Genomic DNA, 13,972 nt, shown 5'->3' on the forward strand with positions numbered 1-13,972 from the left:
GGACGGGGCAGTCACTACCTGCCCCGTCCACCCCGCACCCTACTGCAACCCCCTCACCAGCCAGAACGTCCGGAAGGACACCATGACCAGCAACCTGTGCAGCCACACCACCGAGATCCAGTACCTCGTGGCCACCAGCACCTCCCGCCTGCACCGGCGCGCTCCGGTGGCGTCGATGCAGGCGTTGGTCGACGTGGCCGAGGAGGTCCGGCAACGGTGCCGGACCGAGTGCGGTGACGCGTCCCCGTACCCCGCCGACGCCCGCCGCGTCGAGGAGGCCCCGACGACCAGGCCGGGCAGGAGGCAGGGCGATGACCAGCCAGGACACCGCGTTCACCAGCGGCCGTAGCCAGGAGATCCTCGCCGCGCTCAAGAACGGCGAGCCTGAGGAGGCGTTGCGCCTGGCCCGCCACCTGGTCGCCGAGGGCGGCGCCGAACCCGGCCCGCGCCGCGCCGAGGCGCTGGTCGCCGCCGCAGCGGTCGTCGCCCAGTTCGACGCCTCCGCCGCCACCGACCAGTCCCCGCGCCACCAGGCCGACTACCGGGCGCTGGTGTCCGGCATCTGCACCGACCAGGAACTGGACGACGCGATGCTCACCGTGCTGTGCCAGCAGGGCCTCGCCCGCGGGTGGCTGCCCGAACCGCTCCACGACGTCCTGGCCGCCGCCGCACCGAACAGCACCTTCCTCACCGAGGTCCTGACGCGCATCCGCAGAGGGCGCTGACCAGGCCGAACACCACCACCGCCGACGAGCCGGGAGCACCACCACCATGACCACCACCGCCGACGAGCCACGCGCCGACCGCTCCGCGACCGTGCGCCTGGTCGACGTCCTGGCCGACCTCGTGCACGCCATGCGGACCAACCACCCCGGCCTGCCTGCCATCGAGGCCAGCGTCGGCGAGGTACCGGCCCGGCGCCGCACCGGCAGCGGGCACGCCCACCAGTTCACCCTGCGCCCGCTGACCGGCCGCCACCGCGACAAGGACCAGGAGGACGCCGTGCCGGTGTTCGGCCTGGTCATCGCCACCGACGTGCTCACCGGCGGCTCCACGGCGGTGCTGGAGACCCTGCTGCACGCCGCCGCGCACGCCCGCAACGCCGCCGCCGGCGTCGGCGACACCAGCCGCGAAGGCCGCTACCACAACAAGGCGTTCCGCGACGCCGCCAGGCAGCTGGGCCTGGACGTCGCCGACCCCGGCCGCGACGGATGGGCCGCCACCACCCTGCCCGACACCGCGGCCGCGCCCTACCGCCCCCAGCTCGACACGCTGACCAGCGCCATCGCCGCCTACGGCCCACCCGAACCCGCCGCGTCGACCACCACCTCCGGCGGCCGGTGGCTCGCGGCGGTGTGCGGGTGCACGCCGCACCGCACCATCCGCGTCACACGCGGCGGGCTGGCCGTCGCCCCCGTCGTGTGCACCAGGTGCGCCAAACCCTTCCGGCTCGTCGAACCGGCCACCACCACCGGCTGACCAGCACCACCGTTCCGTCCGAAGCCCTCTCCGCCACCACACGGAGAGAGCTTTGTCGGTTCTCGGCGAATCCGGCGGGACAGGTGCCGCTGACCTGCGACCCGCCACACTCTCACGCCGGTCGGAGTGCGATCAGCTCTCGACAGACCCGGCGGATTGCGGAGATCCCTGGTCCGACTTGTCGGTCCGCAGATCCTGGACGTCGGCGAAACCCTCGTCCCGCAGCCGATCCGGGCTGAGCGCCCGCACGACCCACCACATCCGCACCAACACCAGCACCGGCACCCGCCGGTGCCTGCCGCGATTACGGCGCAAGACCGTCCACAGGGAGCAGCGCAGGCGCACCACGACCGGCACGGCACCGTGCGCGGCCGCCAAGGCCAGCTACCGGACGCGGTCCGCCCGACGGCAACCCGTCGCGTCGATCGTGACGTCCCGGCCGGCCGCCAGGTGGCCGCAGCGCGCAGCTCCACCAAGTCGAACGCCGCCGCCGAAACCGTCTGGTCATGCTCGCCGACACCGAGCTCCGCGCGAGCCCGGTCGGTCGAGAGCACCACACCCAGACCGGCCCTCTGACCGCTGCACCAGGTGCTCTTGCCCGTGGCCGGGGCCGCGACCAGTACCCGAAGCCGAACCGGCACGACGTCACCTCCAACTTCCCGCCACTGCCACGGCGGACGCCCCCCATCCGTCCGCCGCTCATCCTCCGAACCCCGCCACGCGCACCGCCACTTCAACGTGCGAAACCGCCAGGTCACCGGCGAACCGACAGCTTTCGCGTGGTTGGCACCCCGTGCACCCATGATCAATGACCTAACCTATCATATCTATCATTAGTATCATTACGTAATGATAGACAGATTAGACAGTGATGATAGGATAAGAAGCATGGCGATGACGGACCGCACCCCGACCGGACTGGACGAGCAGTGGCCGCTGGACCTCGCACGCGCACGCGTGCGCGCCGCGGTGATGCAGGCATGGGCCAACGAGGCCCTGGACGACGCCCGGGTGACCGAGCTGACCGGCGGCCCGGAGGGCACCACCGGCGCGGTCGCGGCCGCCGCCGACGTGTTCGCGCTGCACGAGCTGGTCCGCGACACCCAAGGGCTCAGCCGGCTGTTCTGCGGCTTCCCCGGCTGCTTCCACCCGCCCCGCACCGCCGCCGGCAACCGTCCGGCCGTCTACTGCGAGGTCGTGCGCGACGGACGCGGCAAGCCCGGCCACACCGCCGTGCGGTCCATGCGCGCCAAGGAACGCCTCGCCGACGGTCAGAGCGCCGTGGTACCCGACGTCGAGGCCGAGCCCACCGGCGTGCGGCCGGTGTCGCTGGCCCGCGAGACCGTGCCCGAGCAGGTCGCCCGCGTCGAGGCGATCGTGGGCACCGCCCTGGAGACCATCGGCCGCGGCATGGAGGACCTGCGCCGCCAGGTCGCGCTGCTGGGCGACCAGGAGGCCGTGCAGGCCGAGATCGACAGCGTCCGCGCCGACAGCGAGGAGCGGGTGACCACGGCGAACAAGGCCAAGCTCGCAGCCGAGGACGACGCCCGCAAGGCCCGCAAGGAGAAGACGCGCGCCGAGCAGGACCTGGAGGAGGCCAAGGCCGCCGCCGAGGAAGCGCACGCCCGGCTCGTCGAACTCGAGGACGAGGCGGTCCGGCGCGCCGAGGAGCAGCGGGAGTTGTTGGAGAACGCCCGGCGGGAGGTCGACGCGGCCAAGGCCGCCGCCCGGGAGGCGGTCGCCGGCTACCGGGCCGAGGTGCAGCAGGCCATTGCCGCCGCCAAGGACAGCGTGCAGGCCGTCCACCGCGACGCCGCGGCCGCCGTGCAGCGTGCCCAAGAGCAGGCCGAGCAGTACAAGCAGCAGCTCGACCGGCAGTTGCACGCCACCCTGGAGCAGTGGAAGACCGACCACGACACGCTGGTCGAGGGCATCCGGGCCGAGGCGGCCACGGCGGTCGAGGCCGCCGACACGAAGGTGGCCGAGGCGAACACCAAGCTCGCCGAGGCCGAGGCCAAGGTCGAGCAGGCCGGCAGGGACGTCGCGGCCGCCAACGCCAGGACCGAGACCGCCAACACCGAGCTGGACCGCGTGCGCGTCGAGCTGGCCGAACTGCGCAGCAAGGTCGAGCGCGACGAGAAGGCCCAGCGTGAGGCCCTGGCCAAGGCCGCCGACGACGTGCGCACGGCCAACGCCCAGGTCACCGACATGCAGCGCCGACTGGACGACCTGGTCGAGAAGCAGCGCGCGGACCTGGACCGGATGCGGGACGAGTTCGAGCAGCAGGCCCAGCGCGAGCGCCGGCAGCGCGACGACCACGACCGGACCATCACCGACGCCCACAACCGGCAGGTCCAAGCGCTCGAACTCACCATCAGCACCCTGCGGGAAGCTCTGGAGCAGCGGCAGAGCGGCACCCGCGACGACCAGGGCCGCGAAGACGAGCCGCCGGCCGGCGGTGGCCAGTCGAGGGGGAAGCGCCGATGACCCGCACCATCCACACCGCGCCCGAGGTCGCCGAGTTGCTGGGCACCGAGCAGCTGGCCCGGATGCGGGGCCCGGACCGGCCGGCGCGGGTGCAGTGCTGGAAGTGCGGCGTGCGGATCGACGCCGCCGAGGACGTCGCGGTGTCGGTGCTGCGCGTGGTCGATCCGGCCGCGAAGCCCGGCGTCGGTACCGTGTCGGCAGCCGTGCAGACCCACCCGGCCTGCCTGCCCTCGCTGGTCCTGGAGGTCACCCCCGCCCAGCTCGCCCGGATCCAGGCTGCCGCCCGCCCGCCCGCCGACGAGGGCCAGGACCACGACGACGAGGCCGACCTGGACCTGTTGGCCACCATCGCCGGCAGCGCCGAGCGGCCCTACCCGCTGCTGTTGCTCAGCTACCGCTCCGACGTCACGGTGGAACGCCCTGCCGGCGACCGCGTCGACCTGCTGACCAGCACATACCTGTCCGCCGGATGGCACCCGGTCACCACACTGGCCGAACCGCCCGGACCCGCCCCGGCCGGTCACCGCGTGCTGTTCCACCACGAACTGCCCGACCACGACGCCCCCGGAGTCCTGGCCGTCATCGGCTCCCACGGGGTCGACACCACCGCCGCGGTGACCCCGCAAGAGCTGTGGCGGCCTTTGGCCCGCGCCTACGGCTGGACCGTCGTGGTCCACGGCACCAACTACCTCGCCGACGGCCCCGAGGGCCTGGAGCGCGCGGTGCGCTCCGGACTGCTGGTCGGCGGCCGCGTCCCGGTCGACCTGGACGGCCCCGGCAACGACGAGGCGGTACGCCGATGAGCCTGACCAGCCAACTCGCCCCAGGCCAGCCGCTGCACACCTGGTTCGCCGAGAAGTTCCCCGGCACCCAGCGCCTCGCCGGCTCGATCGCGGCCGCCGTGCGCGACGTAGCCCCCGTCCGACCCGCCGGCCGCGTCGACGCGCGCCACTGGGCCGCCGTCGGCGGTGCGTTCGGCGCCCGCCTCGCCCTGCTGACCGACGCCGCTCCCCCGTACTACGCCCTGTACGGCCTGGTCAGAGCCGGTCTGGTGTCCCGGGAATGGGCCGACCGCACCGCCGCCACGTTCCCCAGCCACCGCGGCCTGGACCCCGAGCGCGCGGCGCGCGGGCTGGAGATCCGGCCGACCCCGACCGGCTGGATCGACCTGGCCGGCCCCGCCGACGGCCCTTCGCAGACCCACCACGAACGCGTCCTCAGCGAGTTCTTCGCGCGGCTGGTGGCCTACCTCGACCAGCACGCACCGGCCGGAAAGCTGGGCACGACGGGCGTCGAGACTGGGTTGGCCCGTGTGTGCTGGCTGCTGGCCGGGTGGGAGTCCGCCTACCGCTCCGCCGAACTCCCGGTCGAGCTGGCCGAACTGCACCGCCTGCCCGGCTACACCGTCGACGACCTGCGCGCCCTGCCCGACGAGGCCGTGGTCGCCGAGCTGGTGGAACTCGCCAGCCGGCTGCGCCACCACCCACGCGACCCCCGCGACCGGCCCCTGGAGTTGTGGAACACCTGGTCACGGGACCATCCCGGCGACCGGACCGTTCTGCAGGGCGGTGCGTTGGGCGTGTCCGCGCCGGTGCTCGTGCACCACTGGGCCGACGCCGACCTGCTGATCGGCTCGCACCTGCTCGACGTCAAGACGGTCGTGCGCGCCGACGACCCGGCCAAGACATCGAGGTGGTTGTGGCAGTTGCTCGCCTACGCCTGGCTCGACACCACCGACCGCTACCGCATCGGCGTGGTGGGCCTGTACCTCGCCCGCCACGGCGTGCACGTGAGCTGGGGCACCACCACGTTCGAGCAGGCCCTGCTGGGCAGCACGCGCGGCGTCGACCAGGCACACGCCGAGTTCGTCGACCTCGCGAGCCGGGTGATCGCAGCCGAAGGCGCTCAGCCCCCGCCGCCGTTGGCTTCCCGCCGACGGCTGCGCGACCGGATTCCGTGGCGGTGACGAAGGACATCTCCGCTGGTCGGACCGGAATGAGCACCCCGGCTCGAATTGACTAGCCGGCGCAAGCCGGGGAGACTAACCGCAGCATCGGTGGCAGACTATCGGGATAGTGTGCCGCTGGGCACCAAAGGAAGAGGGACCGCGCCGGAGGTCACTACACCTACCGGCACGGCCCCTCGGGGTGATCAGCCTGTGGTCACTAGTCGAGCAGGAACCACAGGGCGATCCGTGCGATGAACCCCACGACGCTGAGGAGCGCTCGCGCCGCCTGCCAGCGGTTCGGGCGCTTCTCGCGTTCCGGGAGCGTTTCGGGGGTGTCCCCGTCGGCCTTGCCGCGGTCCTGCTGCGGCTCCTGAGCGCGGTCGTGCGGTTCGTTCTGCCTGTCCGGCATGATCTACCACCTCGTGTGCTGGCAGGGGAGAACCGCTCCGGTGATCCCGGGTTGGCTCCTGCCGTGAAGGTCGTCGGTGGAGACGTGCCAAATTCAGGCGTTGCAAGGATCTCTCGTGCGAGGCTCACGGCGCAACTCGGACAGGTGATGTCGCGTCACCTGTACGGATGAAAGCTCACCCGAAAGATTGATTGACTCGCTGCATGCGCTCGTGACGGACGACCGGCTACTGCATCCGCGCGTCGTCGGGCTCCGCCTCGCCCGCCACGGCGTGCGCGGGACCCGGGGCGCCACCACGTTCGCTCTACGGCACGCGGCGTCGAACCGGCGCAGCGCGAGTTCCCCGACGTTCGTCGCCCAGGGTGGTCACCGCCGAAGGGGAACGACCACTGCGGCCGCGTGCGCGTCGAGTGCTGCGCCACACGATCCCGTGGCCGAACTGCGGCTGACGATCTTCGGCGTGATTCCATCCCACCTGTCAAACATGAATTCTGTCCGCAATCGCTTCACGTTGATGGGTGCCGTCGTCCACTAACGGGGATTCAGCAGAATGGTGACGAGGCGAGAACCTGCTGGTCAACGGCTCGTGGGACGACCGGTAGCGGTGTTGCGAACTGGTGTTTTCGCGAAGTCGTGGGTAGGTTTGCCGTCGACGTGGCGGCGTCACCGAAACGAGCGTTTCGGGATGAACCGGCACGTCACAAGGCCGACGGCCGAGAAGCATCACCGCGGGGTGGCCTCCCCGCGAGCCTCCCGGCCGCCGACCCGGGTCACCTCTTACGCAGCCGTCCAGCAGCGAGGTAGAGACCGAGACCGAGAAGCCCGGTGATCGCAGTGATCACCGGGCTTCCGTCGGTCAGGGCCGGACCCGTGAGGGTCGCAGCCTCCAGACCGACCGCCAGGTGCCCACACGCGCGAGCGGCTCGTGCCCGGGTCCACCACGAAGGTGATCCCTCCGACTTCTCCTCGTCCGTCACGAAGCTGGCCTTGCCTTCCCCCGGTGCGGGGTCGATCCCGTTCGGGATCTGCTCGCCCCCGACCGGGCCCGTGCCGGAGGTGGTGCCGCGAGGGGGAGTGAAGGCCGGTCGAACTGCCGAGGTGAACGTCGTGGTGGGCACCCTACAACGACCAACCCGATTGCTAAGGGACATGAAAACCCGCCGACCTATGGATAACTGGCACACCGTCAGCCTCTGGCCTGCGTAAACACCATGTTGGACGAGGTTGGCAGGGCGTGTCCGATCAAGCGGATGTTCGATGATTTCCACCCGGAGTTGTCCGGCGACGCCTGGGCGGTGCCCGGTGGACCGGTGGCTGCGGGATGTTCACGCCAGCAGGTCGAGCTGGTAGGCGCGCAACGCCACGGCAGCCAGTCCGGCCGCTCCGGCCCCGGAGGTCAACACGAGCTTCAGCACGACCCTGTAGGCGTCGGCGCGGCGGCGGGTGTCGGCTCCGGACAGCGCGACGTGCGCGGCGTAGTCGATCAGCGCCGTGATGAAGATGGCGTAGCCGCCTGCGAACCAGATCCACATCGAACAGACTCCTCACCTGAAAAACCAGGTCAGAGCCACTTTCGGGGTCGCAGATGCTTCTATCGATCAATGAGGGGCGCGCAGTTTTGTGGCTCGGAGTTGTGGCATCAGCGTGACCGTTTACAACGGTTTCCGCATTCGCGTACGTTGCGACGCCCGAGGCCCATCGCACTCGACGCACCGCTCAGCGGGCTGTCGCCGGGTGGTCTCGCCGCGGCCGGTCGCCACGGGCAGGTCGGCCCCCGCCCGGTCGGGGAGAGCGCCGGCCACGGCGAGAGCTTCAGCAGGCTGGTCGACCCGCAGGTCGCACACCCCGTCGGGCAGGGCCGGTTCGTCGTCGGCCAGGCGGTCGGCGAGCGTCCGGAGCTGCTCCACGCGGCCCGGCGGGGCGAAGTCCTCCACCAGGTTGAACAGGATCTCCTCATGGGCTTGGACCGCCGGCAGCCCGTCGACCACCCACACGCCGGTGCACCGGTAGGCCAACTCGGAGCCGATCGCGTCCTGGCGGCCCAGGGCCGACGTCACCGCGGTGTTCGTCCGCACCGCGCGCTCCCCCAGCTCGCCCAGCACGACGCCGATCGGCTCACACGTCGGCAACGTGGCGACCGGGTTGTCCGGGTGCGGGATGCCCAGCCGCATCCGCACCGAGGCCGGCAGCCGGTCGGGGTCACCAACGCCCTGGTCCACGCCACCACCTGCCGGCCCGGCCCGCCGGTGCGCAGCAGCCCCAGCCGTTCGTAGCCACGGCTGTGGCGCTTCCCTGCCAGCACCTTGTACTCGGGCACCGTCAGCACCCGCTCCCGCGCGCCGATGACGTTGATCTCCGGCGGTCCCTCGCCCGTCCACCACCGCACGGCCGCGCTGACGCTGCGCGCCGACCGCAACAACTCCCCCAGACACTGGAACCTTCGTTCGACCTCTGCGGCTTCCTCATCGGGCACCACGCCGTCCTCGGCGGGTGTTGCGTGATCCATTCGGGGTCCTTCCCTGGCCTGTCACCCACGGTCCCGGCCCCCGCGCCAACGGGTCGGTGTCGTGAAAGGACGGATGACGCTACCGCCGTGACCAGCAGAAACGCGTCCGCCGAAACGGTGTTCCAGTCGAACGGGAATCAGTACCGCCCGTACGGTCTCCCTTCAGGCTTCGGAACGGTCCGTGACCGGCTCACCCACACGGTCGAAGATCACCCCTCTGGACCATTCCGGCACGTGACGGTTCGCCCGGACGCGAACGGGCCCGCCACCCGTGATCGCCGGTGGCGGGCCCGAGGAGACCGGTCGCGCGTGGATCTAGGAGACGTCCTCGGCGAGCGTGGTGTCGAGCAGGTGGCGCACGTCGTCGGCCCGGTCGCCGAGGTTGCCGTTCTCGTAGTGCTGCTCGGCGCTGGTCAGGTAGAGCCGTGCGGTCTCGCGGCCGCCGAGCGCCAGCGCCGCCAGGCCCAGGCCGTGGTAGGCGTGGCCGAGCTGCCCGGCGGTGCCGACGTCGGCGAACGTGGTCAGCGCGGTGCGCAACGGCGTCAACGCGTCCGTCGCCCTTCCGGCCCCGACCAGGACGTGACCGGTGATCGCCTGCACGACCGCGCGGCCCACGGCGTCGCCTGCCCGGTCGAGCAGGTCGACCGCCACGCTGAACTCCATCAGCGCGTCCGGCACCCGCCCGGCCAGCGCGTACAACTCGCCGAGGCGCCGGTGGCGCAGACCCGCGCCGCGCAGATACTCGTGCGCGTCGTCCAGGACAAGGGCCTGGCGCGCGTCGCGGATCCCGTCCTCGACCCGGTCCACGGCGCGGGCCGCGAGCACGGTGCGGGCGCGGGTGCTCAACGCCGCCGCCAACGCGATCGGGTCGCCAGCCTGCTTGGCGGTCTCCACGCCCTGGTCGGCGGCGCGTACCGCGAGCACGTGCTCGCCGGCGTCGCTCAAGCCGAACGCCAGGCGCGTGGAGAACACCGCGCGGCGCAGCAGGTAGGCGCGTGCTCGTTCGGCGTCGGGATCGACCGCGTTCTCGTGGTCGTTGACGATCGCCAGCAGGCCGATCCGCTGGCTGGTGATCTGCACCTGCGCGTAACCGGTGGCCCGCCCCAACCCCCACAGCGCCTCCGCCAGGGTCCAGGTCAGCCGCCACAGCCGCCGGTCGAGCAGGTCCTGCAAGAACGTCAGCAGCTCGGCGCGGTGCAGTTCCCACCACGCCACGGCGCCGCGTCGGCCGCCGAACGGCCACGACGTCGGGCCTGCGGGTTTGGCCAGCCGCCACGACAGCGGGCTGACCGTGTGGTCCGCCTCCACCGCCACGCCCACCAGCCAGGCCAGCAGCACCTCCGTCGGGTCGTGCCCGCGGCGGGCCGTGCGCCCCTCGGCCAGGGCGTCGTCGGCGGACGGCGTGCCGGTCAGCGCCCACACCCCCGCCGTCCACGCCGGTCGCAGCTCACCGGCTGCCAGCAGCTCGTCGAGCACCTGCTCGGTGTGCTCCGGCGGCCCGTCGACCAGGTCGTGCACCAGGCGCACGTCGATCTCCGGCACCCGGATCGGCGAGCGCGCCAGCACCGCCAGGACGTAACGCGCGTCGGGGGACATCTGCCTGGTCACAGAGGTTCTGCCTTTCGATCGGAAGTGGTGGACACCCACCCCTGCCGCCGGGGGCGGAGGGGCGGGGAGGTACGGCGCGCGGCGTCAGGCCGCGCGGACGAGGCGGCCGGTCACGTCGGCCAGGTCGGCGAGCAGGCGACGGCAGCCGCCACAGCCGGCCAGGTGGTCGCGGACCCGGTCGGCGGCGCTTGCGCCGAGGCCGCCGCGGGCCCACACGCCCAGCCGGTCCACCACCCACCCACAGGCCGTCGCGGGAACGACCCGCCGGTCGAGGTGGGCCTGCAAGTACGCCCGACGCAGGCCCTCACGGGCCCGATAGGCCAGCGCGGCCACGCCGTTGGGCGTCATCCCGAACAACCGGGCGACCTCGGCCGGTGGACGTCCGTCGATCTCGGTGTGCCACAGCACCGTCCGCCACCGCGCCGGCAGCCGCCGCAGCGCGTCGACCACCAGCGCCCGCTCGACCGCGCCGGTGACCCCGCGGTCGTCGAACGGGACCACGATCCGCGCCGGTGCCACCAGCTCCAGGTCCGCGACCGGCTCCACCCGCGTCTCGCCACGGGCCCGGTCGCGGACGCCGTTGCGCACCGCCGTGACCAGATAGGCGCGGAATCCCGGGCCGTCCGGCCCGCCGCCGCGCCGCAGCTGGGCCAGCACCCGGGCGAACGCCTCCGAGACCACGTCCTCCGCGTCGGCCTGCCCGCGCACCATCCGGCGGGCCACCCCCAGGGCGACGTCGCGGTGCAGCAGCCACAGGCGCGCGTAGGCGGCGGTCCGCCCGGCCCGCACCGCGTCGACCAACTCGTCGTCCTCGATCACCTGCTCGGGTGTCCGGGGCATGACGACCACACCTCTCCACGCTCGTGAACCGACCAAAGGGCGCGGTGCCCGACTCCCAAGGGGTTGTCGGAGTCGGGCACCGCGCGGGAAGGAGGGGGCGCGCAGTCCGGCCTGGCATGCGGACGCGCGCCGCACCCTCCGAGGTCACCGCCCACGTTCGCGGCGGCGAGTGGGCTCCTCGAGATCCGGCTCCCAGCCCGACCCGTGACCCCATCGGCTGTGCGGGCGGGCGATGTCGTCGCGACGTGCCCGGGCCTCCAACATCCTGTCCACTTCGGACGGATCGCTTTCCAACGCCTCCAAAAGCAGCGCCACCTGGAGTCGCTGGGGCAGCTCCTCCAGCGGCTTGTCCACCTCGCCGCCGCTCACGTCGTCCCGGACCGCGTCCCGCGCGTCCCCGGCCGGTCACGACGTCCGCCCCGGGCCGTGCACCGGCGCCAGAGCCATGCGCACCAGATCGGTCAGGCGGCCGTCGCGCACACCCAGCACCTCGCCCAGCAACCAGCTCGGCTCACCGGGTACCGAGAGCACCTCGGTCCGCATCAACGAGCACGGACCGATCTCCGGCACCAGCAGGTTGTCGACCACGCCGTCGTGGTGGCGCACGAAGCCCAGCGCCACGCGGCCCCAGGTCCAGGCCGCCGGCGTCGGCCGGAATCCCGCGCCCAACAGACGCTCGACCAACCGGTCGCGCACCGGGTGCGGAGTCGGGCGCGGCACCGCCGGGTTCACCGCGACACCCGGCCGGCCGACGCCTTCGCCGCGGCTTCCTCGGCGGCGAGCAGTTCGGCCGACTCGAGCAACTTCTCCCGCAGGCCCTCGCGCAGGTGGCCGACCTCCAACGGGGTCAACACCAACGTGCCCAGCGGGGTACGCAACTCGACGCCGCAGCCACCCGATCTCGGCACCGGGATGATCACGCCCCGGTGCCCGTACTCGTCCCGGCACGCCACCCTGGTCCGCCGTGCGCGCCATCGTTCCCGCAGTGTCATGATCGTCCCCGATCGCGTGTCCTCACGGGGCGAGCTGGGCTGACCGCGTCGCGCAGGGCCCAGCCGGCCCCGAGCACCGCGGCGATGAGGGGGAACCACAGGTCCACCACTGTCGGCCACACCCGCCGCCTCCACTTCGTGTCGGCCGTGAGGCAGGCCCCGCCCCGACCAGCAGGGCGGAGCCGCCAGCACGTCGCGACCCCGGCTGACCGATGACCGGGCCACGTGCCCGAGCCGGGGGCGCTCCCCAGGTGGGACCGGGACGGCGACCCCACCCCCCTGGGGGAGGATGAGCGGCACGTGTGGTCCAAACATGCGAACCGCGGGTCGCCGTCCCGGCCAACTGCGCCGGGTTGGGCGATCCCGCACCGGCAGTTGTAGACACTACAGTTCGGGAGTGTCTACAACTAAGCGCCCGTATGGGTGGTGTCGTCCTACACGGAGTGATTGTTTGTGCTGGTCACTCCATCGGTTGACGCTGCCTGGTCGCAGGAAGAAGGGGTGAGGGTGGAGGCGCTGTCGGCGAACCCGACCGTGTGTCGCCGCTGGGTGGCGATGGAGTTGCACCAGTTGCGCACCTCGCGGCGGTTGACGCTGGCCGACGTGGTCAGGGAGTTGGGGTGGTCCAAGGCCAAAGCCGGTCACTTGGAGACCGGGGAGCGGCTACCGGGCTACGACGACCTGGAGGCGCTGACGAGCCTGTACGAGACGCCGGACCGGCTCGACGTGCTGTGGCAGCGCGTCACGTTCGGACGTCGGAAGGGCTGGTGGGAAGACCAGAAGAACCCCGACCAGTACGGTCCGGTGACCTTCGGCAGGTTCGTCGGTCTCGAACAGGGCGCTCGCACGCTGTCCATGTGGGAACCGGCCGTGATCTCGGGTCTGCTCCAGACCAGGGACTACGCCTGGGAGTTGATCAAGGCCCTCGGCGCGCCGTCCGAGGAGCTGATCCGCAGCCGTACGGCGTTGCGCCTGCGTCGGCAGGAGGTCATCGGCAGCGCCACCCTCCACTTCGTGTTGGGCGAGAGTGCCCTGCGACTACTGGTCGGTGGTCCCGTCGTGCAGAAGACACAGCTGGAGCACCTGATCCGCGTCACCGAGCACCCCAACGTCACCATCCGGATCCTGCTGGACGACGCCGGACCGCATCGCGGACTCGCCGGACCGTTCACGGTCATGAAGTTCCCCGACGACCCACGGCTCCGTGATCCGGGCGTGGTCTACAGCGAGGGACTTCTGCGCGCGCACTGGCACGACGACCCCGAGGAGATCGAGGTGTACGCCTCGACCTTCGAGTCGCTGCTGGACAAGGCCGCACCGGCCGATCGAACGATCGACATCGTCCACAGAAGGATCAAGGAGCTGTCCCAGTGAGCATTCCCCAGCCCGCCGACTTCGCCGACGTCACGTTCATCAAGAGCAGCTACAGCGCGGAAGGCCAGTGCGTAGAGGTGGGCACGCTCACCCACCAGGGCGCGAGGTTCTACGCGATCGGTGACACCAAGGCCCGGCACCACGGAATGCTGATCTTCACCGAGGCTGGGTTCGCCGCGCTACGGCGGACACTGCACGCCAACCAGGCCTGAGTGCGGACGCGGCACGCACACCGTCGATAGAGGCGCATTCGACGGTCCGGACCGGGCAGTCACGCGGCGATGCTGACCGCGGCAAACGGCAACGGCCGCAGCCTCTGTGAAGGAGGC

At 71.8% G+C, this 13,972-nt stretch carries 17 protein-coding genes; 8 read left to right on the forward strand and 9 right to left on the reverse strand.

Annotation, left to right across the window (positions count from 1 at the left end; genetic code table 11):
- The first annotated feature begins 82 nt into the window (after window positions 1-82).
- Genes ACFXGA_RS27055 through ACFXGA_RS27065 form a run of 3 tightly spaced genes read left to right on the forward strand, consistent with a single transcriptional unit; the run spans window position 83 to window position 1,479 of the window.
- Complete coding sequence (locus ACFXGA_RS27055; protein WP_378092459.1) at window positions 83-349, forward strand: hypothetical protein; 267 nt, start codon at window positions 83-85, stop codon at window positions 347-349.
- Complete coding sequence (locus ACFXGA_RS27060; RefSeq protein WP_378092461.1) at window positions 312-725, forward strand: hypothetical protein; 414 nt, start codon at window positions 312-314, stop codon at window positions 723-725. Before ACFXGA_RS27055 ends, ACFXGA_RS27060 begins: the two co-directional genes overlap by 38 nt.
- A 46-nt stretch (window positions 726-771) precedes the next feature.
- The gene (locus ACFXGA_RS27065; RefSeq protein WP_378092463.1) at window positions 772-1,479 is read left to right on the forward strand and encodes a hypothetical protein; all 708 of its coding nucleotides are present in this window, start codon (window positions 772-774) and stop codon (window positions 1,477-1,479) included.
- Between the two features lie 132 nt (window positions 1,480-1,611).
- On the opposite strand, the gene ACFXGA_RS27070 is transcribed toward ACFXGA_RS27065, so the two are convergent.
- Entirely contained in the window at window positions 1,612-1,836 is a 225-nt protein-coding gene (locus tag ACFXGA_RS27070; RefSeq protein WP_378092466.1) for a hypothetical protein, read from the reverse strand.
- A 531-nt stretch (window positions 1,837-2,367) separates the two neighbouring features.
- On the opposite strand from ACFXGA_RS27070, the gene ACFXGA_RS27075 reads away from it, so the two are divergent.
- The 3 genes from ACFXGA_RS27075 to ACFXGA_RS27085 are packed head-to-tail and all read left to right on the forward strand — an operon-like array spanning window position 2,368 to window position 5,932.
- Entirely contained in the window at window positions 2,368-3,966 is a 1,599-nt protein-coding gene (locus ACFXGA_RS27075; protein WP_378092468.1) for a hypothetical protein, read from the forward strand.
- A complete protein-coding gene (locus tag ACFXGA_RS27080) occupies window positions 3,963-4,769 on the forward strand; it encodes a hypothetical protein (RefSeq protein WP_378092471.1) in 807 nt (268 codons plus the stop codon). The genes ACFXGA_RS27075 and ACFXGA_RS27080 overlap by 4 nt, the downstream gene beginning before the upstream one ends.
- A complete protein-coding gene (locus ACFXGA_RS27085; protein ID WP_378092474.1) occupies window positions 4,766-5,932 on the forward strand; it encodes a hypothetical protein in 1,167 nt (388 codons plus the stop codon). The genes ACFXGA_RS27080 and ACFXGA_RS27085 overlap by 4 nt, the downstream gene beginning before the upstream one ends.
- Before the next feature lie 199 nt (window positions 5,933-6,131).
- Here the strand turns inward: ACFXGA_RS27085 and ACFXGA_RS27090 are convergent, their stop codons facing one another.
- From ACFXGA_RS27090 to ACFXGA_RS27125, 8 genes are all read right to left on the reverse strand, one after another.
- Window positions 6,132-6,323 (reverse strand): hypothetical protein, encoded by a 192-nt coding sequence (locus ACFXGA_RS27090; protein ID WP_378092476.1) that lies wholly within the window; start codon window positions 6,321-6,323, stop codon window positions 6,132-6,134.
- Window positions 6,324-7,648: 1,325 nt separating this feature from the next.
- On the reverse strand, window positions 7,649-7,855 hold the full coding sequence (locus tag ACFXGA_RS27095) for a hypothetical protein (protein ID WP_378092478.1): 207 nt from the start codon (window positions 7,853-7,855) through the stop codon (window positions 7,649-7,651).
- Window positions 7,856-7,975: 120 nt separating this feature from the next.
- Complete coding sequence (locus tag ACFXGA_RS27100; protein ID WP_378092480.1) at window positions 7,976-8,542, reverse strand: hypothetical protein; 567 nt, start codon at window positions 8,540-8,542, stop codon at window positions 7,976-7,978.
- A gap of 602 nt (window positions 8,543-9,144) precedes the next feature.
- On the reverse strand, window positions 9,145-10,437 hold the full coding sequence (locus tag ACFXGA_RS27105; protein ID WP_378092482.1) for a hypothetical protein: 1,293 nt from the start codon (window positions 10,435-10,437) through the stop codon (window positions 9,145-9,147).
- 84 nt (window positions 10,438-10,521) lie between these two features.
- Window positions 10,522-11,277, reverse strand: coding sequence for a sigma-70 family RNA polymerase sigma factor (locus ACFXGA_RS27110; RefSeq protein WP_378092484.1), 756 nt, complete (start codon window positions 11,275-11,277; stop codon window positions 10,522-10,524).
- 144 nt (window positions 11,278-11,421) lie between these two features.
- Entirely contained in the window at window positions 11,422-11,646 is a 225-nt protein-coding gene (locus tag ACFXGA_RS27115) for a hypothetical protein (RefSeq protein WP_378092486.1), read from the reverse strand.
- Window positions 11,647-11,682: 36 nt separating this feature from the next.
- Window positions 11,683-12,009, reverse strand: a complete 327-nt coding sequence (locus tag ACFXGA_RS27120; RefSeq protein WP_378092488.1) for a hypothetical protein — start codon at window positions 12,007-12,009, stop codon at window positions 11,683-11,685.
- The gene (locus ACFXGA_RS27125) at window positions 12,006-12,269 is read right to left on the reverse strand and encodes a hypothetical protein (protein WP_378092490.1); all 264 of its coding nucleotides are present in this window, start codon (window positions 12,267-12,269) and stop codon (window positions 12,006-12,008) included. The genes ACFXGA_RS27120 and ACFXGA_RS27125 overlap by 4 nt, the downstream gene beginning before the upstream one ends.
- 501 nt (window positions 12,270-12,770) lie before the next feature.
- On the opposite strand from ACFXGA_RS27125, the gene ACFXGA_RS27130 reads away from it, so the two are divergent.
- On the forward strand, window positions 12,771-13,643 hold the full coding sequence (locus tag ACFXGA_RS27130) for a helix-turn-helix domain-containing protein (RefSeq protein ID WP_378092492.1): 873 nt from the start codon (window positions 12,771-12,773) through the stop codon (window positions 13,641-13,643).
- Window positions 13,640-13,855 carry a DUF397 domain-containing protein gene (locus ACFXGA_RS27135; RefSeq protein ID WP_378092494.1) on the forward strand — a complete coding sequence of 72 codons (216 nt, stop codon included), beginning with the start codon at window positions 13,640-13,642 and terminating at the stop codon, window positions 13,853-13,855. Before ACFXGA_RS27130 ends, ACFXGA_RS27135 begins: the two co-directional genes overlap by 4 nt.
- Window positions 13,856-13,972 lie beyond the last annotated feature (117 nt).

This window comes from Actinosynnema sp. NPDC059335, assembly GCF_042752395.1.
Lineage (GTDB): Bacteria > Actinomycetota > Actinomycetes > Mycobacteriales > Pseudonocardiaceae > Actinosynnema.